The organism is Polaribacter staleyi (assembly GCF_038024045.1).
Classification (GTDB): Bacteria; Bacteroidota; Bacteroidia; order Flavobacteriales; family Flavobacteriaceae; genus Polaribacter; species Polaribacter butkevichii.
Window position 1 is genome coordinate 3,632,875 of sequence record NZ_CP150665.1, and the last position, 25,916, is coordinate 3,658,790.

The following is a 25,916-nucleotide window of genomic DNA, read 5'->3' on the forward strand; positions in this document are numbered from 1 at the left end:
AATGTAAATAAAAAAAAATGAAAACAAAATTTAAATTAATTATATCAATTTTAGTAATTGTTTTTGGATTACAATCTTGTGATGACAATAAAGACAATTTAGATCTAAAAGAGGCAAATAGTAGAATTATTGTAACCTCTCAAATGAATTTTGACAATCAAGTTAGAATAGGGAATAGTATTACTTTTGGAGATATTTCATCTGGAGTTGAATCTAGATTATGGAAATTTCCAGAAGGTTCTGTTGATATTGTTGGGTCTGACAATGATGTAACATCAAAAGAACAAAATGTGAAGGCTTTTTTTAAAGTAGCAGGTACATATGATGTTTCTTTAAATCAGGTGTTTAAAGAAGATGCTTATGATTTGTCTAGTGCAGATCCTATTGGAAAGGTACTAGATACAACTATTGTAGTCACTGTATTTGGTGAGATAAAATCAGTTTTAACTGCTAATTATTTAAATGATGATGGTAGTGTTGGAGCAGAATTAAATATGAAAGAGAATGCAGAAAATGAAGTAACTGCTGGTAAATCTATTCAGTTAACCTATGCTTCTGAAGGTGGGCCAACTTTATTTACATGGAATTTGGCAGGAGGAAATCCTACACAAATTATTAATCCAAAAGAACCCGTTAAAGTAAAATATAGTAAATTAGGTTCTTATAATATAGAGTTTATAGCTTCAAACGCCAGACCTTTTGGAGCTGATACAATTAGTATTAAAAACGTTGTAAAAGTAATTCCTTCTACAGAACCAGTAAGTTTGGATAGAGTTTTTGAAAAAGCATCAAATATAGTAGGACTTGAATTTAGTAGAGAAATGGATTCAGAAACGATCAACAAAAATGAGTTTACGGTAAACTATCAAACAGCTTCAGGAGTAACTATTACGCCAAGTATTAGTGATATCTCTTTAGATGCTGTTGAAGGTAATATTTTACTAATTACTTTAAGCGAGCCTTTTTACAACGATGATGAAGTTAAAATATCTTATACTTCTGGTACTTTAACAACAGCAGATGTTGTAAAAGCAACCACATTTACAGATGCAATTTTAACCGATATTATTAAAACGAATATTTTAAGTGATAGTGATTACGATTATAGTTTCGAAGCTTCAAAAGACGCCGAATGGCAAAATTTAGGTTGGGCTGGATTTACAGATTATACAAGTGAAATTTCTGATGCACAAGCTAAAGATGGTCTAAAAAGTATGTACATAGAAATGGCTGCTAATGATGGTATGATTATGGGACACAGAAATGAAGCAGGTGAATTTATCACTTTTCCAACCAAAGAAAAGACTCTTTACGAAATTGGTGTATGGGTTTATATAACAGACTTAGGTAACTATACTTCAGGTGCACTACCAGATCTACGTTTTTATTGGAATCCTAATACAGATTGGAGTGTAGGTAGTAATCCTGCATTTGGAAACGATTTTCAAACCAATAAGTGGGTTTATGCTTCTTTTAGAACTAGTGGTTTTGCAGATGGAAATTCTTCATTTATGATACGTGGTTTTAATGGTGCTAATCCTGCTCCGATAAAATTATATATGGATAATATAACCGTTGCTGAATTAAAATTAAGACCATAAAACTTAAAATTTACTAATTAATAAACAAAAGGGAGTCTATTTTAGATTCCCTTTTTATACTAAAGTTTTGTATTCTTAAAAAAGAGTGTGTTTTTTAAATTTAGCAGTTATCTTAATTAAGTCTGTAATTTTTTGTACATCTATTTTTACCTGAAAATGTTTTTCAATAGCATTATGAATTTTGCGTATTCTACGACTTTATTTTATATGGTGAATATCTGAAAACAACTAGTATATAACTGTTTTAACTACAATTGTCTAATTCTAAGCTAGATGTTGTAACTCATATATAATTGCCTAATTGAGGTAGGTCTGCTTATCCTTTAGAATAACTATCGCTTTATATTCGAGTCCTTATTGTAAAAGTTTTTCCATCAAGGTATAATATTGCTCTTAATAAAATCAATAAAATTAGGATAAACAATTGTTCAGTTGCTCTATCTCGATTTGATATAAACTTGATAGTTTTTTTCTATTGATAAAAAAACTATTCAATTTTAGATGAAAGTTAAGTTTCTTATGAATTAGTCTTTTAATACTTCGTCATCAATTTTTAGTATATCTCTAGTTGTTTCATCACAATAACCATCTCTTGTTGTTATAATTTAAAGATGTCAAGTACTTAAAATCCTTCAGGTTTAAATTGTTCTTGCTGTAGTGTTTGCATAAAAAATAAACACTCAAAACACTAATTTTTAATACCTGGTCTTTGTTAAAATGGAGTTATATTTAACTTTTAACCTAATTGCATAATCTATATTTATTATCTGTGTTTTATAAACATTGTTTCTTTACTTACTAAGTATTAAGTTTTTGTAAAGTTGTAAATAACTATATGAGTGTACATAAGTGTTAGTTTTGTATTTGCGTTAAAAGTGTTTAATTATAAAATTCAAATCCAAAAAATGAAAAGTCAATTTATAGCAAACAAGCATTTGTTTTTATTATTTCTAATGTTTACAACAACAATGATTTTTTCTCAAGATTGGAGTGGTATTGCAGTTCCTGCTGAGTTAGGAAATACAAATGTAACATGGGAATTAGTAGATGAACTTTCGGATAGTTTTAATTATGAAACTTCATCTGGTTCAATTAAGGGAGCAACATTTAATTCTAAATGGGCAGATGGTTATGTAAATCCATGGCCTGGTTTTGGAAACACTATTTGGACTCCTAATAACTCTAAGGTAACAGGAGGTAATTTAGAGTTAAAAGCAACATCTAAGGATGCGGCTAGTAATACAAATTATTTTAGTGCTGCCCATGCAAGAACAGAAATTATTTATCCTGTTTATATAGAAACAAAAGTAAAGATCATGAATTCTGTTATGGCAAATGCTGTTTGGATGTTAAGTGCTAATAGTAAAGAAGAAATAGATATTGTAGAGGCCTATGGTTCTAGTTATTCTGAAAGCAATAATACTTCAAGGGATTGGTTTGCTAGAAGAATGCACTTAAGTCATCATACTTTTTCAACTCCATCAGGAAATGATTACCAACCAAAAGATGCAGGTAGTTATTATGTTTTACCTGTTGCAAATGGAAAATACTGGAGAGATGGTTTTCATAGAGTAGGTGTGTATTGGAAAGATCCTTTTCATTTAGAGTATTATATTGATGGAGTTTTGGTAAGAACTGTTTCTGGTGCAAATATAATTGATCCTGATAAAAATTTAGGAGAAAACGGAATGTCATCGCCGGAAACAATAATTTTTTCGGGAGCTGCACAAGGTTGGCAAGTGAGTAATGGGGTTTATCCAACAGTCAATGAACTATCAATAGAGGCAGACAATATTTTTAAAATTGATTGGATTAGAACATATAAAAGAGTTGATGCAAATTTGTCTGCAATAGCCTATGATGTTTCTAAAGTAGTCAGTTTTTCGAGTCCTGTAGGTAATTATATTACCATTAAGTCGAATGTAGATGTCAATCGGGTTGATGTATATCAAACGGACGGAAGATTAGTTAAATCGGTAAAAAATATTTCTAATGGAAAAAAAGCGGTTTTCGTGAGTGATTTATCTTCGGGGATTTATATTATTAAAGTTAAAGAGAAATCAGGAAACTGGTATTCAGGAAAAATGATTAAACAATAAGTTATAAAAGTTGCCTCGAATGAAAGGACTGCAAATTTGGTATGTATTTTTGCGTGAAGGATAGAAATGAAAAGCCCACAGTGAGGTACGAACGAGGACTTGTAATGGATAGCCTGACCATTTTTAAGCGATATTTTAATGTTTATAAACTGTGTTTTTTAAAAATGGGCACGCCCTAAAAAAAAAGTTTCTATAAACACAAAAAAGGCATCAGTTAATATTGATGCCTTTTTATAAAATATATTTTTAGATTCTTACATAGCAACTAAATCGCCAGAAGCATCTTTGGTAGGTAATTCTGTTTTACCCATTAAGAATAAATCTACTTGTCTAGCAGCTTCTCTACCTTCTGATATTGCCCATACAATTAAAGATTGTCCACGACGCATATCTCCGGCAGTAAAAATGTTTTTTACGTTTGTTTGATATTTTCCGTATTCTGCTTTGTAGTTAGAGCGAGCGTCTGTTTTAAGACCTAATTTGTCTGCTAAAGTACTTTCTGGACCTGTAAAACCTAGTGCTAATAAAGCTAAGTCACATGGCCAAGTTTTTTCTGTACCTGCAATTTCAATTAATTGTGGTCTTTCTCCTGGAACCATTTTCCATTCTACATTAATTGTTTTTAAGGCAATTAATTTTCCGTTTTCATCTTTTACAAATTCCTTTGTGTTGATTAACCAATTACGTTCTACACCTTCTTTATGAGAAGAAGAGGTTTTTAATTGTAATGGCCAAAAAGGCCAAGGAGTTGTAGGTGAACGGTGTCCTGGAGGTTTTGGCATAATTTCAAAGTTAACAACAGATTTTGCTCCGTGTCTGTTTGAAGTACCAATACAATCTGAACCTGTATCTCCACCACCAATAACAATTACGTTTTTGTCGGTAGCAAGTACTTGCTCTTTTACTTCTTTACCAAGTACTACTTTTGTTTGTTGTGTTAAAAAATCCATTGCTTGTACAACTCCATCAGCATCGATACCTGGAGTTGGTAAGCTACGTCTTTCTGTAGATCCACCACATAAAACAATACTATCAAAAGCTTTTAGGTCTTTTACATCGTAATTAACACCTACGTTTACGTTGGTTTTAAATGTAATTCCTTCTGCTTCTAAGATGGCAATTCTTCTGTCTATGATTCCTTTTTCTAACTTAAAGTTAGGGATTCCGTAGCGTAATAAACCACCAACTTCATCATCTCTTTCAAAAACAGTAACTGTATGACCAGCTCTGTTTAATTGTTGTGCTGTTGCTAAACCTGCTGGTCCAGAACCAACAATAGCAATTGTTTTTCCTGTTCTATTTTTTGGAGGTTGAGGTTTAATCCAACCTTCTTTAAAGGCACGTTCTACAATGTTTTTTTCTATGTTTTCAATAGAAATTGGATCTTCTATAATACCTAATACACATGCTTGTTCACATGGGGCAGGGCATAAACGACCTGTAAATTCTGGAAAATTGTTTGTAGAATGTAATATCCATGAAGCTTTTTTCCATTCTCCTTGGTGTACCATGTGATTGAAATCTGGTATTAGATTTCCTAATGGACAACCACTATGGCAAAAAGGAATACCACAATCCATACAACGTGAACCTTGTTTTGTTATTTCGTCTTCAGAAAGAGGAACCGTAAATTCCTTATAATTTTTTACACGATCTTTTACAGAAGTATAGGCTTCATCTTGTCTTTCAAATTCTTTAAATCCTGTTATTTTTCCCATGAGATTATGCTATTGTTAATTCTTCGAACATTGGTTCTTCTGTTTCTATACGTATTAATGCTTTCTTGTATTCTGTAGGCATTACTTTTACAAAGTTTTTTAAACTTGTATCCCAATCAGTTAACAAAGCAGCACCTCTTTTACTATCTGTATATAAAACGTGTTTTTCTATAGTTGCTTTTAATTCTGCTGCATCGTCTTTACTAATTTCTTCAAACTCTATGGTTTCTGTATTACAAAGACCATTTATAAATTTGTTTTCAGGGTCGTATACATATGCAATACCACCACTCATACCTGCTGCAAAGTTTCTACCTGTTTTTCCTAAAACAATTACTTTACCACCGGTCATGTATTCACAACAGTGATCTCCAACTCCTTCTACAACAGCAGTTGCACCAGAGTTACGAACTGCAAAGCGTTCTCCTGCAATTCCGTTAATGTAGGCTTGTCCTGCTACTGCTCCGAACATACAAACATTACCAACAATAATATTGTTTTCTGCTAAGAAATCTGCTCTTGCTGGTTTTTTAACAATTAACTTGGCTCCAGACAACCCTTTACCTAAATAATCGTTTGTATTACCTTCTATTGTAAACGTTAATCCGTGTGCACCAAAAGCTCCAAAACTTTGTCCTGCAGAACCTGTAAAGTTGATATTTAAGGTATCTTCAGGTAAACCTAAATGACCGTAAATTTTAGAGATTTCATTACTAACTATGGCTCCAACAGTTCTGTTTGTGTTTTTGATTGGATATGCTAGGTTCATTTTTTCTTTTCTATACAAAGCTCTATGTGAGTCTTTTAATATAGTAAAGTCTAAAACGCTTTCTAAATTATGATCTTGACTTTCTGTATTTCTTACCGTCATACTTCTATAAGAAGTTGGTCTGTGTAAAATACTAGATAAATCTAAACCTTTTGCTTTATAATGCTTAATAGCGTGATTTGCGTTGATTTTATGAGTTTGACCAACCATTTCAGCTAATGTTCTAAAACCAAGTTGTGCCATAATTCCTCTTAATTCTTCTGCAATGTAGTAGAAGAAGTTAATAACGTGTTCTGGTGTTCCTTTAAAGTTTTTACGTAACTCTTTATCTTGAGTTGCAATACCAACCGGACATGTATTTAAGTGACACTTACGCATCATAATACAACCAGAAGCTACTAAAGGAGCGGTTGCAAAACCAAATTCCTCAGCACCTAATAATGCAGCAATAGCAACATCTCTACCTGTTTTTAACTGACCATCACATTCTACAACAATTCTACTTCTTAAATCATTAAGAACTAATGTTTGTTGTGCTTCTGCTAAACCAAGTTCCCAAGGTAAACCTGCATGTTTTAAAGAGGTAAGAGGAGATGCTCCTGTACCACCGTCATAACCAGATATTAAAACAACATCTGCTTTTGCTTTTGCAACACCTGCTGCAATTGTACCTACGCCAACTTCTGAAACTAATTTTACATTAATTCTAGCTTCACGATTTGCATTTTTTAAATCGTAGATTAATTGTGCTAAATCTTCAATAGAATAAATATCGTGATGTGGAGGAGGAGAAATTAATCCTACAAAAGGAGTTGAATTTCTTGCCGCAGCAATCCAAGGTAAAACTTTAGCTCCAGGTAATTGACCACCTTCACCAGGTTTAGCTCCTTGAGCCATTTTTATTTGAATTTCTCTTGCGTTGGTTAAATAATGAGAAGTTACCCCAAATCTACCAGATGCTACTTGTTTAATAGCAGAGTTTCTACTATCTCCATTGATGTCTTTTTGAAAACGTTTTCTATCTTCACCACCTTCACCAGAGTTAGATTTACCACCAATTCTGTTCATGGCAATCGCTAAGTTTTCGTGCGCTTCTCTAGAGATAGATCCGTAAGACATTGCACCCGTTTTAAAACGTTTTACAATTTCTGTCCAAGGTTCTACTTCTTCCAATGGAATTGGGTCTAAGTTGTCGAACTGAAACAAACCACGAATTGTCATTAAATTCTCTGACTGTTCGTTAATTGCTTTTGCGTAAACGTTATAACTTCCTTGATCACTTAATCTTACAGCTTGCTGTAGTTTAGCAACTGTTGTTGGATTAAATAAGTGACGTTCACTATTTCTTCTCCATCTATAATCTCCACCAACATTTAAACCTAAGTTTTTGTCAATTTGATTATCTGGATATGCTTGTTTGTAGCGTTGATCTATTTCTTTTTCTATTTCATACAAACCAATACCTTCAATTCTAGAAGCAGTATAAGGGAAGTATTTTTCTACAAAAGGAGAGTTGAAACCTACAATTTCAAAAATTTGAGAACCTCTGTAAGAATGTAAAGTAGAGATTCCTATTTTGTTCATTACTTTTAAGATTCCTTTTCCAATTGCTTTGTTAAAGTTATCAACTGCTTTTTGTTCATCCATACCAGTAATGAAGCCTTCTTTAACTTGCATTCTAATAATTTCATTTACCATATATGGGTTTACTGCACTTGCGCCGTAACCAAATAAAGTAGCAAAATGATGAGGTTCACGTGGTTCTGCAGATTCAATAATAATATCGAAATGAGAACGCTTGCGTAAACGGTTTAATTGATGATTTACAAAAGAACAAGCTAATAAAGCTGGGATAGGAGCAAGCTCTTGGTTTACACCTCTATCGGAAAGAATAATAATATTATTCTTTTGTTCTAAAGCTTTTTCAACTTGAATAACAATATTATCTAAAGCATCTTCAAGACCATTTAAACCTTGTGCTTTTGGATATAATATTTGTATGGTTGCTGCTTTAAAGCTTTCTATATCTATGTTTCTAATTTTTTCTAAATCTGCATTAGAAATAACCGGATTCTGAATTCTTAATTTTCTACATTGTCTGTCTGTAATGCTGAAAATGTTTCTATCTTTTCCTAAATTTAAACTAATATCTGTTACAATTTCTTCACGAATACCATCTAAAGGAGGGTTTGTAACTTGTGCAAATAATTGTTTAAAGTAGTTAGATATTAATTGAGGTCTGTCTGATAAAACAGCTAAAGGTGTATCTATTCCCATAGATCCTAAAGCTTCTTTACCAACAATTGCCATTGGTGTAATTACTTCCTGAATATCTTCAAAAGTGTAATTGAATAAACGTTGACGCGTTTTTACATCAATAGATTCTATAGGGCAAGTTTCTCCGTTATAAGGTACGTCTTTTAAGTGTAAACGAGTATTATCTAACCATTCTTGATAAGGTCTTTCAGAAACAATTTTACTTTTTATTTCTTCATCCTCAATGATTCTTCCTTCGTTCATGTCTACCAAGAACATTTTTCCTGGTTCTAATCTACCATGTTCTTTGATGTCTTCTGGTGCTACATCTACAACACCAATTTCTGATGACATAATTAAACTACCGCTTTTGGTAACGGTATATCTAGAAGGTCTTAATCCGTTTCTGTCTAATAAAGCTCCAATATAGTCTCCATCTGTAAAAGGTACGGAGGCAGGACCATCCCAAGGTTCCATAATACAACCATTGTATTCGTAAAAAGCTTTACGCTCTTTAGACATGGTTTTGTGTTTTTCCCAAGCTTCAGGAATCATCATCATCATAATTTCTGGTAAAGAACGGCCTGTGTGAGTTAACAACTCAACAACCATATCCATAGAAGCAGAATCTGATTTTCCTGGTAATATAATTGGAAATAATTTATCTATTTGTGGACCAAAAACATCGCTTTTCATGATTTCTTCACGAACACGCATTCTACTAACATTACCACGTAAAGTGTTAATTTCTCCATTCTGACACATGTGTCTAAATGGTTGTGCTAACTCCCAAGTTGGCATTGTGTTGGTAGAAAAACGTTGGTGTACTAATGCCAAACGTGTTACTAAATCTATTGCTTGTAAATCTTTATAATAAGGACCAATATCTTCTGGCATAATAATACCTTTATAGATGATAGTGGTTAATGATAAACTCGGAATGTAGAAATATTTACTTTCAGAAATTTTAGATTTTCTGATGGCATGTTCTGCAATTTTACGAGCAGCATATAACTTAGCTTTAAAAGTAGCCTCGTCTATTTCTTCTGTTTTACCTATAAATAATTGTTCAATATTTGGTTCGGAAGCTAAAGCAATTTCTCCTAATTGAGAAGAGTCTACAGGTACTTCTCTCCATCCTAAAATGGCGAGTCCTTGTTCTTTAATTTCGTTTTCAAACGTGGTTTTACAAAAATCGTATTGATTGCTAACCTTAGGAAGAAATACCATACCAACCGCATATTCTCTTTGCTCTGGAATAGGAAAGTCACAAACTCTTTTGAAATAGTCGTGAGGAATATCTATCAATATTCCGGCTCCATCTCCTGTTTTTCCATCAGCACTAACACCTCCTCTATGTTCTAGTTTAACTAGAATTTCTAGTGCATCGTGTATAATTTGATTTGTCTTTTCTCCATTTAAATTACAGATAAAACCAGCACCGCAATTTTCGTGTTCAAACTCTGGTAAGTATAATCCTTGTTTCTCCATATTGTGTTCAATTATATATACAAATCTATGTATTTTATTGAAAAGGACTCAATGTTATTGTTGTTTTAATGTGATTTTTATGATGAAATCAATAAAACATAGTAAAAAGTTTACTTATGACAATGTGGAGCATTTTTATTATCAAATTCATAAAAACAGGAAAAGTCCGTAAATAATTAAATTTACAGACTCTTCTTTTATGTTTTTTTGGTGATTAATGCTCGTTTAATCGGAAGTCAGGATATGCTTCCATACCATGTTCATGTGCATCTAAGCCTTCTATTTCTTCTCTTTCACTTACTCTAATACCCATTGTTTTCTTTAAGGTAAATAGGATGATAAATGAAGTTACTAAACAGAATACCGCATAACAGGCAACTCCTATTAGTTGGCTAATAAACTGATCTACACCTGCAAGGTTACCAAATAATCCAACAGCTAGAGTTCCCCAGATACCACATACTAAGTGAACAGCAATTGCACCAACAGGATCGTCTAATTTTAATTTATCGATTAAACTAACAGCAAAAACAATTAAAGCTCCGGCAATAGCGCCAACTAAAATTGCATCTGTAGGAGACATTTGATCTGCTCCTGCAGTAATACCAACTAATCCTCCTAAAATACCATTTAAGAACATTGTTAAATCTAAATTTTTATACATTATTGTAGATACAATTGCAGCTATAACACCTCCTGCAGCAGCAGATAAACAAGTAGTAACTAAAGTTAAAGAGGTTAATGTTGGGTCTGCAGATAAAACAGAACCTCCGTTAAAACCAAACCATCCTAACCAAAGAATTAAAACTCCGGCAGTTGCTAAAGGAATGTTGTGTCCAGGGATAGCTTGTATTTCTCCATTTTTAAATTTTCCAATTCTTGATCCTAGAAGGCAAACAGCTACTACAGCAGCCCATCCACCAACAGAGTGTACTAAAGTAGAACCAGCAAAATCGTAAAAAGGTGTTGATAATTGATCTAAAAATCCACCACCCCATTTCCAAGAACCTGCAATTGGGTACACAAAGCCTACGTATACAATAGCAAAAATCATAAAAGGAAGAATTTTCATTCTTTCTGCAACGGCACCAGAAACGATGGTTGCAGCGGTAGCAGCAAACATTCCTTGAAATAAGAAGTCTGTCCAGTATGTATATCCAGAGTTGTAGGTAAGGTCTAAAGCGCCTTCTGCAGTAAGTGGAGATGATAATCCAAATCCTGAAAAACCAATAATTCCAGAAGATCCATCAGCAAAACCAGGGTACATTAAGTTAAAACCAACTAATGCATATAGTAGTAATCCAATGGTGATAATAAATATATTTTTAAATAATATGTTAAGTGTGTTTTTTTGTCTTGTTAAACCAATTTCTAAAAATGCAAAACCTGTGTGCATAAAGAAAACTAGTGCTGTACAGATCATCATCCATACATTGTTTATTGTTAATAATTCCATAATAAAAATTTGTAATCGTTTATTTTAAAGTTTGTCCGCCTTTTTCTCCTGTTCTTATTCTGTATGCTTCTTTTACATCGCTTACAAAAATTTTACCATCACCTACGTCTCCTGTAGAAGCTGCTTTTATAATTGTATTAACGGTAATTTCTTCAAAATCATCATTTACAACAATGGCTAAATGTCTTCTTTGTATGTCGCTTGTACTGTAGCTAACACCTCTGTAAACATGGCCTTCTTTTTCGTTTCCTAAACCGGTAACATCCCAGTAAGAGAAAAAGTTTACACCAACTTCAAGCAAAGCGTCTTTTACTGCTCTAAATTTAGACTTTCTAATAATTGCTTCAATTTTTTTCATGATAGAATTAATTGTTTTTTTTTGTTAATTGTTTTTTTTCGTATTAAAATCACATAACTTAATTGAATAAGTTATGTGATTTTATAAAAGAATAACTGCTAATTTCTTTTTTATATTTTATTTGTCATCAAATTCTCTTTGTCTTACTCCTGGGTAAGCAATAGAACCATGTTCATGTACATCTAAACCTTCGATTTCTATTTCTTTGGTAACACGTAATCCCATTGTCTTTTTTAAGATTGTAAAAACAATAAAAGATAAAGCAATAGACCATACCGCGTATGCTAAAACTCCTGTTGCTTGAACACCTAATTGAGAAGCTCCACCACCATTAAATAAACCAATAGCAGTATCACCATCTACACCCCAAAGACCAATAGCTAACGTACCAAAAGCACCAGCTACACCGTGTACAGATGCGGCACCTACGGCGTCGTCAATCTTTAATTTCTTTTCAATGAATTCAATAGAGAATACTACTAAAACACCACCTAATAATCCTGTTAATACAGCTCCTTCTGTTGTCATGTTTCCACAACCAGCTGTAATACTAACTAAACCAGCTAATGTTCCGTTTAATGTTTGTCCTAAGTTTGGTTTTCCGTACCAGATCCAAGTAGTAATTAAAGCACCTAGTCCACCAGCTGCTGCTGCTAAATTGGTAACTAAAACTACGTTTGATGCAGCAATAGAATCTGCTCCACCCCAAGCTAATTGAGATCCTCCGTTAAAACCAAACCAACCAAACCAAAGGATAAATACCCCTAAAGTTGCTAATACTTGGTTATGACCAGATATTGGTAAAACTTTACCGTCAACATATTTTCCAATTCTAGGTCCTACCATAAATGCAGCTACTAAAGCAGCCCATCCACCAACAGAGTGTACAATAGAAGATCCTGCAAAGTCAATGAAACCTAGTTTAGTTAACCAGCCTTCACCTTGCCATTGCCATCCACCTGCAATTGGGTAGATTATTGCTGTCATTACAATAGAGAAAACAATGTATGTTGTGTATTTTGTTCTTCCTGCGATAGCTCCAGATACAATTGTTGCAGCTGTTGCGGCAAACATTGTTTGGAAGAATAAATCAGCTCCTTCTCCTTGAAATAAACCTCCCCAGAAGAACCATCCGTTAGAGGTGTCTCCGTACATTAAAGAATAACCTACTAACCAAAAAATTAAAGATCCAACACAAATGTCTAGTAAGTTCTTCATTGCAATATTAACTGCGTTTTTAGATCTTGTCATACCAGATTCTACTAATGTAAATCCTGCTTGCATTAAGAATACTAAGATACCTGCAATAAGCATCCAAAGCATTCCCATATCTCCGTTTATTTGTTCAACAGCTGCTGTAACTTCTGTTGCTGGAGTATCTTGAAATAATGTTAAAAATAAACTCATATTTATAAATTTTAGTTAGTAAAGTGCTTTGTGTTCTTTTCTTAGAAAGAGTATACTGCAGCCATTGTTAAAGTAGAAGTGCTTTTTTCTGTAGGAAAAGCTTCAATAATATAATCGTCAGAAGAATCAAATCTTAAGTCAGTTATAAACTTTAAGTTACTTGTTAAGTTGATGTTAGAAGTTAAGGTAAATGCAGTTACATTACTATCAGCACTTCCTGCAGAAGTTGTAAAAAATTCTGGTCTTAATCCTAAAGAGAATTTGTCAGAAAAAGCATTTTGTAAGTAAAGTGCTACTCCTTTGTATCCTTCATCATCGTTGCTAGAGTTTGCGTATGCTGCGTTGATACCTACGTAAAAAGTGTCAGATAAATCAAAACCACCTGTATAATCTAAAAAGATCCAGTCTGTTGCAGATCCTGCAGCGTATGCACCAGTAATAAAGTTTAAGTATTGACCTTTGTATCCAATTTGAGCTCCTAATTGAGTGTCGTCTGTAAGGTTACCGTCTGCACTAGAAATTCCGTGTGCGTTTGTTACGGCTAACATAAGAGATAAATCTTCAGAAACAGCGTAATCTGCCTTTATACCTGTATGAGAAAAAGGTCCTGCGTTAAATAAGTAAGATACCGTGTAGTTAAAGTTAGCAGATGGGTTGATAACTTCATATCCTAAAAAGGTATTGAATTGTCCTGCAGTAAGTGTTAATTTATCAGTTACATTGTAGTATGCGTATAATTGATTAATTGCTCCTGCCATGTTTGCATCATCTGCTCTAGGTCCAAATGCAATATCAGCAACAACTCCTGCTTTTCCTTTTTCATAAGCAAATACAGTATTTGCAAAACCTAAACCAAAAGCGTTTGCGTTTTCTGGGTTAGCTATTAATATACCAGGAGTTCCTGGGTCTTTTGTAAAATTAGTAGTTCCGTATACGTCAACTGTTCCGCTTAATGTGAAAGTTCCTTCGTCTTCTTTTTCTTGTCCAGTTACTATTAAGCTTGTTGCTAATAATAATGTAAAAATTACTTTTTTCATAATGTTTGTTCTTTTTGTGTTAAATGAATTTTTATTAATTGAACTGTGTCAAAAGTAAATATTAAATTGAAACTGGCAAGGGGTGTGTTTTTAAAAATACTTGTTTTTGAGTTTAGACCCTCAAAAAAAAGGGGGTTAATTTGAGATAACTTCATTTTGAAGTTTTTGTAGGGTGTAAAATGTTGGGTATGTAAAAATGGGTGTCAAAATTTTAGGATATTCATAAAAATGAACCTTTTGTAAAAAAAAATGCAATTATTGTACATTTGCACCTATGAAATATTCATTTTCTTATATAATTAAGTTACAATTTCTCGGTTTTCGTTTTTCTGGGTGGCAAAAACAAACAAACGCTAAAACATTGCACGATATGGTAGATAAAACCTTGTCTTTTGTTTTTGAAGATGTTAATTACAAAACGATTGGTGTAGGTAGAACGGACGCTAAGGTTTCTGCAAATACCTATTATATTCAGATGTTTACAGATAAGCTTGTTAGTGAAGTTGGGTTTATAGATTCTTTAAATGCTAATTTTTCTCCCGATTTTAGAGGTGTTTCTATAAAAAAAGTAGATCGAAGTTTTAATGTGATTAACTGTGCTAAGGTAAAGGAGTATCATTATTATTTTTCTTTTGGCGAGAAGAATCATCCCTTTTCGGCGCCTTTTATTGTAAATGTTGATGAAAATCTTGATCTTGATTTGATGTTAAAAGCAGCAAATCTTTTTGAGGGAGAACATTATTTTCATAAATATTGCACAAGACCTAGTGCACAAACGATTTTTAAAAGAGTGATTGATAGTTGTGAAATTGTAGAAAATGATGTTTTAACGGCTAATTTTTTTCCGGAAAAATCATATATATTTAAGGTGAGAGGAAAAGGATTTTTGCGATATCAAATTAGATTGATGATGGCAACTCTTTTTGAAGTAGGAAAAGGAAATTTAGATTTAGAATTTATTGAAGCTTCCTTAAAAGAAGATAACGATAGAAAGTATATGAGAAACAATGCGCCTTCTTCTGGTTTGCAGTTGTATGATGTTGAATTGGAGTTTTAAGTAGGGTTTGTGTATTGTGGCGGATATTTGTTTGTGTTTTAGGGCGGTAAAATTAGTTGGTTATTTAAATGTTGATGGCAAGTAGTTGCGTGAGCGATAGCAACGGCATCCTTTTTAAAAGGTTGGCAAATAAGTGTAGTTTGTTTTTTTTAATTGTGAGTATTTTGCAAAAAAGAGGAAACTTTGCGATAATGTATTTAAAAAGATATAGTGAATAGAGCGGTTTTTGTTTTTCTCAAAAACACGCCCAAAATAAAAATCCACCTTATAGTAAGATGGATTTTTTTATACCTTATATATAGGTGTTGTTTATTCTTTGATTATTCCTCTAGAAATTACAATTTTCTGAATCTCAGAAGTTCCTTCGTAAATTTGGGTGATTTTAGCATCGCGCATTAAGCGTTCTACGTGGTAGTCTTTTACAAAGCCGTTTCCTCCGTGAATTTGTACGGCTTCTACGGTGTGCTCCATGGCAACTTTACTTGCGTATAGTTTTGCCATTGCAGAAGACATGTCGTAATTATTACCTTGGTCTTTGTCCCATGCCGCTTTTCTAACCAGCATTCTTGCAGCTTCAATTTCTGTGTGCATGTCTGCTAATTTAAAAGCAATTGCTTGGTGGTTGCAAATTTCTGTGCCAAAAGCTTTACGTTGTTTTGAGTATTTTAAGGCTAGTTCATAAGCGCCGGCAGCAATACCTAAGGCTTGTGCTGCGATACCGATTCTTCCGCCAGAAAGTGTTTTCATCGCAAATTTAAATCCAAAACCATCTTCACCAATTCTGTTTTCTTTGGGTACTTTTACATCGTTAAATTGTAAGGTGTGTGTGTCTGAGCCGCGGATTCCTAATTTGTCTTCTTTTGGACCAATGTGAAAACCTTCAGTTCCCTTTTCTACTATAAAAGCGTTGATACCTTTATGACCTTTTTCTCTGTCTGTTTGTGCAATTACTAAATAAACATCTGCACGACCACCACTTGTAATCCAGTTTTTTGTTCCGTTAATTATATAATGATCTCCTTTGTCTTCTGCGGTGGTTGCTTGTGAGGTTGCGTCAGAACCAGCTTCTGGTTCGCTTAAGCAAAAAGCACCAACAAATTCTCCTGTTGCTAATTTTGTTAAATATTTTTGCTTTTGATTTTCATTTGCATAAGTTTCTAATCCGTAACAAACTAATGAGTTGTTTACGGAAACAATTACAGAGGCAGAGGCGTCAATTTTAGAGAGTTCTTCCATAATTAGTACGTAAGAGATGGTGTCCATACCGCTTCCTCCGTATTTTGGATCTACCATAATACCTAAGAAACCAAGGTCTCCCATTTTTTTGACTAATTCTTGTGGAAATTCTTGCTTGTTGTCTCTTTCTATTACGCCAGGTAATAATTCTGTCTGCGCAAAGTCTCTTGCGGCATCCCGAATCATGATGTGTTCTTCTGTTAAACTAAAATCCATCTGTATATATTTTTGTTATATTCGTAAAATCTTGTTTCAAAGATATCGATTTCGTAACATATTATCAATAAGGTTTTGTTATTTTTACATATATGAATATAGGTAGTGTTTTTGTAATAGGTTTAATGTCTGGTACATCTCTAGACGGAATTGATTTGGTGTATGTGAAGTTTGATAAAAATAGATATCAAGATTTTGATATTTTACATTCGGAAACGGTTGCTTATTCAGAAAAATGGAAGTCTACTTTGCAGAATGCAATTACTTTTTCTTCGGATGCTTTAAAAAGTTTAGATATTGCATATGGCAAACTGTTGGGAGAGGTGCTTAACGGTTTTATTGATAAATTTAATATTGAGAATGTCGATTTTATAGCGTCTCATGGTCATACGGTTTTACATCAACCACAAGACGGAGTTACGCTTCAGGTAGGAGATGGGCAAACCATTGCAAATGCAACCAATCTAAAGGTTATTTGCGATTTTAGAACGCAAGATGTGCAGTTAGGTGGTCAAGGAGCTCCTTTAGTGCCAATTGGTGATGAATTGTTGTTTTCTGATTATGAGTTTTGTTTAAATTTAGGAGGCTTTTCTAATATATCTTTTCATAAAAAGGGTAGGAGAATTGCATACGATATTTGTCCGGTAAATATTGTTTTAAATTTTTATGCCAATAAATTAGGTGTAGATTATGATGAATCTGGAAAAATTGCATCAAAAGGAAAAATTAATAAAGAGCTTTTAGAAAAATTAAATGCACTTTCGTTTTATACAAAAGCACCACCAAAATCTTTAGGGTTAGAGTGGGTGCAAGAAATTGTTTTTCCATTAATAGATCAATTAGAAACAAATGTTTCATCGATATTAAGAACTTTTGTAGAGCATATTGCCATGCAAATAGGTAGTGTAATTGCAGGTAGCAATTCGGTGTTAATAACAGGTGGAGGTGTTTTTAATTCCTTTTTACTAGAAAGAATAACTTTTTATGCTCATATTAAAATTACGTTAACAAGTAGTAAAATAATTGACTTTAAAGAAGCGCTTATTTTTGCGTTTTTAGGGCTTTTACGAAGTGATGGAAAGGTAAATTGTTTAAAGTCTGTAACAGGTGCTAGTAAAAATCATTCTTCAGGCGAAATTTTTTATCCGAATAGAAAATAAAAATATTTGAACAATCATTTTTTTACTGTAAGTTTGTAGGGTATGAACTTAATAAAAATCTAAATAAAATTTAATGAATCAACTTTAACTTTTCCCCTGAAGGGGATTTTAATAGCAAATTAAAATTGTTTGAAAAAGCAAAAAGAAAAGTTAATTTATATAAAATTTTATTATGAAAGAATTATTAAAGATATACGAGAATAAGCAGCCGGAAATAGTTTTTAATTGGAAAGATTCTGAAACAGAAGCAGAAGGTTGGACAGTAATAAACTCATTAAGAGGAGGTGCCGCAGGAGGTGGTACAAGAATGAGAGAGGGTTTAGATATGAATGAAGTTCTGTCTTTAGCGAAAACAATGGAGGTTAAATTTACCGTTTCTGGGCCCGCTATAGGAGGTGCAAAATCTGGGATAAATTTTAATCCGAATGATCCTCGAAAAAAAGGAGTGTTAGAGCGTTGGTATAAAGCAGTGTCTCCGTTATTAAAAAATTATTACGGTACAGGTGGTGATTTAAATGTAGATGAGATTCATGAAGTAATACCAATGACAGAAGATGTTGGTGTTTGGCATCCTCAAGAAGGGGTGTTTAATGGTCATTTTAAACCAACTGAAGCTGATAAAATTAACAGAATAGGGCAATTGAGACATGGCGTGATAAAAGTCATAGAAAGCAAAAAATATTCTCCTGATATTTCGGTTAAATTTACAGTTGCCGATATGATAACTGGTTTTGGTGTTGCAGAAGCTGCACGTCATTATTATGATATCTATGGAGGAACCATTGTTGGTAAAAGAGCAATTGTACAGGGTTTTGGAAATGTAGGATCTGCAGCAGCTTATTATTTAGCGCAAATGGGTGCTAAAGTTGTAGGGATTATAGATAGAGAAGGTGGTGTTATAAATGAAGATGGTTTTTCTTTTGAGGAAATAAAAAAAATGTTTTTACATAAAAATGGTAATACATTGGTTGCAGAAAACATGATTCCTTTTAAAGAAATTAATGAGCGAATTTGGAGTTTGTCTTGTGAAGTTTTTGCACCTTGTGCGGCTTCTAGGTTAATTAAACAAGAGCAAATTAACCAAATGATTGAAACAGGTTTAGAAGTAATTTCTTGTGGAGCAAATGTGCCTTTTGCTGATAAAGAAATTTTCTTTGGGTCGATAATGGAAGATACGGATAAAAAAGTGAGTCTAATACCTGATTTTATTTCCAATTGCGGAATGGCAAGAGTTTTTGCCTATTTTATGGAAAGAAGAGTAGAAATGACAGACGAAGCAATTTTTGAAGACACATCAAATACAATAAAAAGAGCATTGCAAAGAACCTTTGCTAGAAGTGCATCAAAAACAAAAATAAGTGAAACAGCGTTTGAAATAGCGCTTAAAGAATTGATATAAATTAAATAAACAAGTAACTAAAATGGAGTCAGTAATTATTATTGTATTTGTAATGGGGTATTTAGCCATTACCTTAGAGCATAATTTAAAATTAGATAAATTAATCCCAGCCCTAATAATGATGGCGTTTTGTTGGGCATTAGTAGCACTTGGGGTAGATAATTTTACACAATGGTTTGACTCTAGTAAACATAGTTTGGTAGATGGATTTGCTTCTTTTGATCATGTAGAAAAATTACACATGGTAGAAGAAACCTTATTACATCACTTAGGTAAAACAGCAGAAATTTTAGTTTTCCTTTTAGGAGCTATGACTATTGTAGAAATTATTGATTATTTCGATGGTTTTTCTACAATAAAAACTTATGTAAAGACAAAAAAGAAGTCTAAAATTTTATGGATTTTTTCTATCCTTGCTTTTGTTTTATCTGCAATTATAGATAACTTAACTGCTACAATTGTATTAATTTCTATTTTACAGAAAATTGTTAAAAATAGAGATGAAAGAATTTGGTTTGCAGGTTTAATTATTATTGCTGCAAATGCAGGTGGTGCTTGGTCTCCTATTGGAGATGTTACTACAACAATGCTTTGGATTGGTAAAAAAGTAACTACCTTAAAATTAGTAGAATATTTATTGTTACCATCATTTTTATGTATGGCAGTACCAACTTTTATAGCCTCTTTTTTACCAGCCTTTAAAGGTGAAATAGATTTTGAGGAAGAAGTAGATAAGCCAAAAAGTCAGCATAGTGCAAGAATGTTATATTTAGGATTAGGTGCTATTGTTTTTGTGCCAATTTTTAAAACCATAACTCACTTACCTCCTTATGTTGGTATGATGTTGTCTTTAGCAATTGTTGCTACTTTTGCAGAAATTTATAGTAGATCTAAATTTTCTTTAACAGATTATGATAATGAGGCAGAAGCAGGTGCGCACCACAGTCCTGTACATCATTCTTTGTCTAAAATAGAAATGCCAAGTATTTTATTTTTCTTAGGGATATTAATGGCAGTTGCAGCGTTAGAATCTTTAGGTATTTTATATGATTTTGCATCAACATTACAAGATACAGTGCCAATGATGGGAACAGAAATACATGTGCCAGGTGTTACAGGTGTATCTGATTTAGTAGTATTGTTATTAGGTGTAGGTTCTGCAGTGATAGATAATGTGCCTTTAGTAGCTGCTAGTTTAGGTATGTTTTCTGAGCCAATAGATAATGAATTATGGCACTTTATTGCATTTTCTGCAGGTACAGGAGGATCTATGTTAATTATTGGTTCTGCAGCAGGAGTTGTGGCAATGGGAATGGAAAAAATAGATTTTTTCTGGTACTTTAAAAAAATATCTTGGTTAGCGTTAACTGGGTTTTTAGTAGGTTCAGCTACTTTTATGATTACAAGAACACTTTTTTAATTGATAAGAAATAAATATAGAAATGTCATTTTGTTTTCACACGGAATGGCATTTTTTTTGATATAAAGAAAAATCTATTCTTTTCTATTGAAACAATTTAAAAAAGGAATAGTCGTTACTTAATTAGAACTTAAAAAGAGAATTAAATGTTGTCATTTTTTCAAGAGAATAAAGAAATTTTAGAAGAAGCTGTTTCAGAAGAAAAAACACTTTCTATCTATAACTTAATTATGGATGGTGGCTTAGGAGGCCAAATAATAATAGCAATTCTATTTGTATTGTTGACTGTTGGTTTATATATTTATTTTGAACGTTTTTTTGCAATAAAAGCGGCATCAAAAATAGATGAAAACTTTATGAATCAAATTAAAGATTTTGTTTCTAACGGAAAATTAGAATCTGCAGATGCACTTTGTAAAAGTAAAAATACACCAACAGCAAGGTTAATTGGTAAAGGAATTTCTAGAATAGGAAAGCCTTTAGACGATATAAATAAAGCCATTGAAACAGCAGGAAAATTAGAAGTGTATCAACTAGAAAAAAATGTAAGTGTTTTGGCAACTATTGCAGGTGCAGCACCCATGATTGGTTTTTTAGGGACTGTAATAGGTATGATTGTAGCGATACATGAAATTGCAAATGCAGGTGGTCAAATAGATATAAAATTACTTTCTGATGGTTTGTATACCGCAATGACAACCACCGTTGCTGGTTTAATTGTAGGTATTATAGCGTACATAACTTACAATCATTTAGTAGTAAGAACCGATAAGGTGGTGTATCAAATGGAGGCAAAATCTGTTGAGTTTTTAGATTTATTAAACGAACCAGTATAAAAAGTTCAAGGTTTAAAGTTTTTGGTTTAAAGTTTTACAATGAACCTTAATTTTTTGAATATTGAATTTTAAATTTTGAATACAAAGTATGAATTTACGAGGAAGAAATAAAGTAGACCCAACATTCAATATGTCGTCAATGACAGATATTGTTTTTTTATTGTTGATATTTTTTATGCTTACATCAACTTTAGTAACAGTAAGTGCTATTGATGTTTTGTTGCCAAAAGCAGGTGGTAAAACAGAAAATAACAAATCTGTGGCAGTATCTATAACAAGTGAATCTTTGTTTTATGTAGATAAAACAAAAGTAAGTGCCTCTAATTTAGAAAATGAAATATTAAAAAGTGTTGGTGCAGATAAAAAGAAAACCATTATAATTAGAGGAGATAAAGATGTGCCTTATAAAAATGTAATGCAAGTAATTGACATTGCTAATAAGAACAAATTAAAAATGATTTTGGCTGTAAAAGGGAAATAAGTTTTCTAGCACACAATATAAATGCAAATATTAGATACCACATACAAACGTAAATCTGCTGTAATTACAGCGGTTATTCTGCTGCTTTTAATCTTCGGGATTTTTAACTACGGAATGCATTATTTAGACCCGCCAGAAGAATATGGAGTGGCAATTAATTTTGGAACTTCAGAGGTAGGAAGCGGTAAACCTGTGGAGGATACTAAGAAAATTTCTGCCCCAAAAGAAGTAGAAGAACAAAAGGTTGTAGAAGAGGAAGTTGTTGAAGAAGAAGTAAAAGAAACGCCGAAAGAAATTGTTAAAGAAGATCTTATAACAGAAGAAACAGTTAAAGATGTACCTGTTGTAGAAAAAGTAAAAGAGGTAAAAAAAGAACTTGTTAAAAAGGTTGTAGAAAAGAAAAAAGAAGTTAAAAAAGTAGTAAAGAAGGAGGTTAAAAAAGAAGTTCCTAAAGAGAAACCAAAGCCTAAACCTTCAAAAGCAACCCAAGACGCTTTAAATAATTTATTAAACGGGAATGCTTCCGACGGAAAGCCTCAGGGAGAAGGAGATGATGACAAACCCGGAGTAAAGGGAAAAGTAGATGGAGATCCAAGCTCCTCTAAATATTATGGAAATACAGGAAGTGGTTCTGGTGGCGATTATAACTTAGCAGGTAGAAAAGTAATGATTACGTCAAAAGTACAACCCGATTGTCAAGAAGAAGGTACGGTTGTTGTACAGATTCAGGTAGATAAAAACGGAAAAGTAATTTTTGCAAAACCAGGTTATAAAGGAAGTACAAATACGGCTTCTTGTTTACTAAAAGCAGCAAAAGAAGCAGCCTTAAGAACCAAATGGAATCCAGATGAAAAAGCACCTGCAAACCAAGTAGGAACTATTATTTATAAGTTTTCTTTGTCTAAATAATCACGTATTTTTGTCGTATGAATTATCAACAAACATTAGATTGGATGTTTGCACAATTACCGATGTACCAAAGAGAAGGTAAAACAGCATTCAAAAAAGACTTAACCAACACTTTAGTACTTTCTAAAGAGTTAGATTTTCCAGAAAAAAAGTTTACATCAATGCATGTTGGTGGTACCAATGGTAAAGGATCTACAAGCCATATGTTGGCTTCTATTTTGCAAGAAGCCGGTTATAAAGTGGGCTTGTATACATCTCCTCATTTAAAAAACTTTACAGAAAGAATTAAAATTAATGGAGTCGAAATTTCCGAAAAGAAAGTTTCATCCTTTATAGAACAACATAAAGATTTTTTAGAAAAACAAAGACTGTCTTTTTTTGAAATGACAGTGGGTTTGGCTTTTGATTATTTTGCTGAAGAAAAAGTAGATATTGCTATTGTTGAAGTTGGCTTAGGAGGGAGATTAGATTCTACAAATATTATTACCCCAGAAGTTTCTGTAATTACAAACATCGGTTTAGACCATACACAGTTTTTAGGAGAAACGTTACCTGAAATAGCTTTTGAAAAGGCAGGTATTATTAAGGGTAAGATTCCTGTTATAATAGGGGAAGAGCAAGAAGCCGTAAAAAGTGTTTTTATCGCTAAAGCGGATGAATGCAATGCGCCTATTTATTTTGCTTCGGATGATAATAAAAGCTATAAGACGGATTTGTTGGGAGATTATCAGCAAAAAAACACAAAAACAGCCGTTGCTGCTATTAAGAAGTTAACTGGTTTTTCTATATCTACAGAAAATATTGAAAAAGGGTTGCTGAATGTTGTAAAAAACACCAATCTAAAAGGTAGATGGCAGATTTTACAAGAGAGCCCAAAAGTAATTTGTGATACGGCACATAATAAAGACGGATTAAGTATTGTGCTTAATCAATTAAAAAAAGAATCCTTTAAAAAAATACATTTTGTTTTAGGAGTAGTTTCTGATAAGAAGTTAGAAGAGGTATTACCACTTTTTCCAAAAGAAGAAGCGTATTATTTTTGCAAGCCAAATATTCCCAGAGGTATGTGTGAGGCTGTTTTACAAGAAAAATCGAAAGAATTTGGTTTGATAGGAGAAAAATATTCTTCGGTAGAAATTGCTTATAAAAAAGCGTTACTAGAAGCTAATCAGGGAGATATCATCTATGTTGGCGGAAGTACTTTTGTGGTAGCAGAAATTATTTAAAAAAAGGTTCTATTTTTTTTGGTAAATTTAAAATGTGTTGTATATTTGCAACCGCTTAGGGCAATTAGCTCAGTTGGTTCAGAGCATCTCGTTTACACCGAGAGGGTCGGGGGTTCGAATCCCTCATTGCCCACCAAAGTAAAATCCTTTACATTTATGTAAAGGATTTTTTGTTTTTAAGAATGTAGCTCTCTTAAATATTTTTGAGATCAATACGGGATCAAGTCAAAAAGTTGTGGGGTTTTTGTAAATAGAAAGTATTTTTGAGATGTTGTTACTAAATCCTATTTCTGTTTATTTATTAAAAAAGAAAGTAGTGTTTTAGGGGTCAAGTCAAAAAGTTGTGGAGTAAATTAAAAAGCATGAACTTTGCTTTCTAATAAACCTCTATTTTGGATACTTCAATTGAACTAACAAAACTATTATTACCAGAAATTCTTGTTGACTATTTTAAATTAACGAAACACGAAGTTAAAAATGGAGAACTTCATTTCTATTTTACAGAATTAAATACAATTCCAGAAGAATTTAAACCCCTTAAATTAAGCTCTAAAGGCTTTTTCCCAGAGGCTACGGTGCAAGATTTTCCAATACGTGGTAAAAACGTTTTTCTACATGTTATTAGACGACGTTGGGTTGAAGAAAATTCTAAAAAAGTAGTTACAAGAAATTGGCAATTAGTAGCAAAAGGCACTAGAATAACTAGTGAATTTGCTGCTTTTTTAAAAGATATCAGTCAGTAATAACGCTACTAGCGCTAGTACTGTAGCTAATTTCTACGGGGTAAATCCCAGAAGTTTACAAAGACAGTATAAGGATTATTTAAGTGATTTTAAAGCTTGGGATCAACAGAAGCACGCAACAGATTGGTTATTGTTTGCAAAGAATTTAGGGACTCACTTATCACTTGATGAAACTGCCTTTTCTAACGGTGATTTATATACCATAATAACAAATAAATTAGCTAAAGGAAAGAAAGGCGCAATAGTAGCCATGATCAAAGGAACTAAAGCTGAAGTTGTCATAAAAATACTTCATAAAATTCCTTTAAAACACAGGAAGAAAGTTATGGAAGTAACCTTGGATATGGCGGGAAATATGGGGCTTATAGTCAAGAAATCCTTTCCAAACGCTGCCTTAGTAATAGACCGTTTTCATGTGCAAAAATTAGCCTTAGATGCACTGCAAGAAATAAGAATTAAACATCGATGGGAAGCGATTGATACTGAGAATGATGCCATTGAAAACGCCAGAAGTAAATCTTTAAAATACAACCCAAAACTATTACCTAATGGAGATACACTCAAACAACTATTAGCTAGAAGCAGATATCTATTATATAAATCAAGTCGTAAATGGACTCAAATTCAATCTATAAGAGCAGAAATACTGTTTGAAAAATATCCGGATATAGAGAAAGCATACAAGTTATGCCAAAATCTGACTAGGATATTCAATAACACTACAGATAAAACATCAGCACTTATAAGACTTGCTAAATGGGATGAAAAAGTAAGACAGGCACAGTTTAAAAGCTTCAACACTATAGCCAGAACGATGTCAATACATTATAAAAACATCTTAAACTATTTTGATAATCGAAGTACCAATGCATCAGCAGAATCATTCAATGCTAAAATTAAAGCCTTTAGAGCACAATTTAGAGGTGTCAGGAATGTAGATTTTTTCTTATTCAGACTTAGTACAATTTTTGCGTAATCCTTAAATCCCACAACTTTTTGACTTGATCCGAAAAAAGCCTTTAGAACTTAATTTAAGAGCTT

General features: G+C 32.8%; 19 protein-coding genes and 1 tRNA gene. 13 read left to right on the forward strand and 7 right to left on the reverse strand.

Annotated elements, in window-relative coordinates; translation table 11 throughout:
* The first annotated feature begins 17 nt into the window (after positions 1-17).
* Positions 18-1,601 (forward strand): hypothetical protein, encoded by a 1,584-nt coding sequence (locus tag WHD07_RS15095; protein WP_343329062.1) that lies wholly within the window; start codon positions 18-20, stop codon positions 1,599-1,601.
* 905 nt (positions 1,602-2,506) lie between these two features.
* Positions 2,507-3,700: a T9SS type A sorting domain-containing protein gene (locus tag WHD07_RS15100; RefSeq protein WP_343329063.1), complete on the forward strand. Its 1,194-nt coding sequence runs from the start codon at positions 2,507-2,509 to the stop codon at positions 3,698-3,700.
* Positions 3,701-3,954: 254 nt separating this feature from the next.
* Here the strand turns inward: WHD07_RS15100 and WHD07_RS15105 are convergent, their stop codons facing one another.
* From WHD07_RS15105 to WHD07_RS15130, 6 genes are all read right to left on the reverse strand, one after another.
* Positions 3,955-5,418: a glutamate synthase subunit beta gene (locus WHD07_RS15105; RefSeq protein ID WP_343329064.1), complete on the reverse strand. Its 1,464-nt coding sequence runs from the start codon at positions 5,416-5,418 to the stop codon at positions 3,955-3,957.
* Positions 5,419-5,422: 4 nt separating this feature from the next.
* Entirely contained in the window at positions 5,423-9,934 is a 4,512-nt protein-coding gene (gene gltB / locus WHD07_RS15110; protein ID WP_343329065.1) for a glutamate synthase large subunit, read from the reverse strand.
* 214 nt (positions 9,935-10,148) lie between these two features.
* The gene (locus tag WHD07_RS15115; protein ID WP_343329066.1) at positions 10,149-11,390 is read right to left on the reverse strand and encodes an ammonium transporter; all 1,242 of its coding nucleotides are present in this window, start codon (positions 11,388-11,390) and stop codon (positions 10,149-10,151) included.
* A gap of 19 nt (positions 11,391-11,409) precedes the next feature.
* A complete protein-coding gene (locus tag WHD07_RS15120) occupies positions 11,410-11,748 on the reverse strand; it encodes a P-II family nitrogen regulator (RefSeq protein ID WP_105050273.1) in 339 nt (112 codons plus the stop codon).
* Between the two features lie 117 nt (positions 11,749-11,865).
* Complete coding sequence (locus WHD07_RS15125; RefSeq protein WP_343329067.1) at positions 11,866-13,155, reverse strand: ammonium transporter; 1,290 nt, start codon at positions 13,153-13,155, stop codon at positions 11,866-11,868.
* Between the two features lie 41 nt (positions 13,156-13,196).
* The gene (locus WHD07_RS15130; RefSeq protein WP_343329068.1) at positions 13,197-14,192 is read right to left on the reverse strand and encodes an outer membrane beta-barrel protein; all 996 of its coding nucleotides are present in this window, start codon (positions 14,190-14,192) and stop codon (positions 13,197-13,199) included.
* 274 nt (positions 14,193-14,466) lie between these two features.
* Between WHD07_RS15130 and WHD07_RS15135 the strand changes: the two genes are divergently transcribed.
* A complete protein-coding gene (locus WHD07_RS15135; RefSeq protein WP_343329069.1) occupies positions 14,467-15,249 on the forward strand; it encodes a tRNA pseudouridine(38-40) synthase TruA in 783 nt (260 codons plus the stop codon).
* A 309-nt stretch (positions 15,250-15,558) separates the two neighbouring features.
* On the opposite strand, the gene WHD07_RS15140 is transcribed toward WHD07_RS15135, so the two are convergent.
* Positions 15,559-16,701 carry an acyl-CoA dehydrogenase gene (locus WHD07_RS15140; protein ID WP_343329070.1) on the reverse strand — a complete coding sequence of 381 codons (1,143 nt, stop codon included), beginning with the start codon at positions 16,699-16,701 and terminating at the stop codon, positions 15,559-15,561.
* 92 nt (positions 16,702-16,793) lie between these two features.
* Here WHD07_RS15140 and WHD07_RS15145 point away from each other — a divergent pair, with 92 nt between their 5' ends.
* From WHD07_RS15145 to WHD07_RS15190, 10 genes are all read left to right on the forward strand, one after another.
* A complete protein-coding gene (locus tag WHD07_RS15145) occupies positions 16,794-17,861 on the forward strand; it encodes an anhydro-N-acetylmuramic acid kinase (protein ID WP_343329071.1) in 1,068 nt (355 codons plus the stop codon).
* A gap of 172 nt (positions 17,862-18,033) precedes the next feature.
* Positions 18,034-19,260: a Glu/Leu/Phe/Val dehydrogenase dimerization domain-containing protein gene (locus WHD07_RS15150; protein WP_343329072.1), complete on the forward strand. Its 1,227-nt coding sequence runs from the start codon at positions 18,034-18,036 to the stop codon at positions 19,258-19,260.
* Between the two features lie 22 nt (positions 19,261-19,282).
* A complete protein-coding gene (gene nhaD / locus WHD07_RS15155) occupies positions 19,283-20,680 on the forward strand; it encodes a sodium:proton antiporter NhaD (RefSeq protein ID WP_343329073.1) in 1,398 nt (465 codons plus the stop codon).
* A 146-nt stretch (positions 20,681-20,826) separates the two neighbouring features.
* Complete coding sequence (locus tag WHD07_RS15160; RefSeq protein ID WP_343329074.1) at positions 20,827-21,516, forward strand: MotA/TolQ/ExbB proton channel family protein; 690 nt, start codon at positions 20,827-20,829, stop codon at positions 21,514-21,516.
* A gap of 88 nt (positions 21,517-21,604) precedes the next feature.
* Positions 21,605-21,997, forward strand: coding sequence for a biopolymer transporter ExbD (locus WHD07_RS15165; RefSeq protein WP_343329075.1), 393 nt, complete (start codon positions 21,605-21,607; stop codon positions 21,995-21,997).
* Between the two features lie 21 nt (positions 21,998-22,018).
* A complete protein-coding gene (locus WHD07_RS15170; protein WP_343329076.1) occupies positions 22,019-22,906 on the forward strand; it encodes an energy transducer TonB in 888 nt (295 codons plus the stop codon).
* 17 nt (positions 22,907-22,923) lie between these two features.
* Positions 22,924-24,132 (forward strand): folylpolyglutamate synthase/dihydrofolate synthase family protein, encoded by a 1,209-nt coding sequence (locus WHD07_RS15175; RefSeq protein WP_343329077.1) that lies wholly within the window; start codon positions 22,924-22,926, stop codon positions 24,130-24,132.
* Between the two features lie 58 nt (positions 24,133-24,190).
* A tRNA-Val gene (locus WHD07_RS15180) sits at positions 24,191-24,268 on the forward strand.
* A gap of 256 nt (positions 24,269-24,524) precedes the next feature.
* Positions 24,525-24,875 carry an ISAon1 family transposase N-terminal region protein gene (locus tag WHD07_RS15185; protein WP_343329009.1) on the forward strand — a complete coding sequence of 117 codons (351 nt, stop codon included), beginning with the start codon at positions 24,525-24,527 and terminating at the stop codon, positions 24,873-24,875.
* Positions 24,862-25,851 (forward strand): ISAon1 family transposase, encoded by a 990-nt coding sequence (locus tag WHD07_RS15190; protein ID WP_343331017.1) that lies wholly within the window; start codon positions 24,862-24,864, stop codon positions 25,849-25,851. Before WHD07_RS15185 ends, WHD07_RS15190 begins: the two co-directional genes overlap by 14 nt.
* Positions 25,852-25,916: the final 65 nt, after the last annotated feature.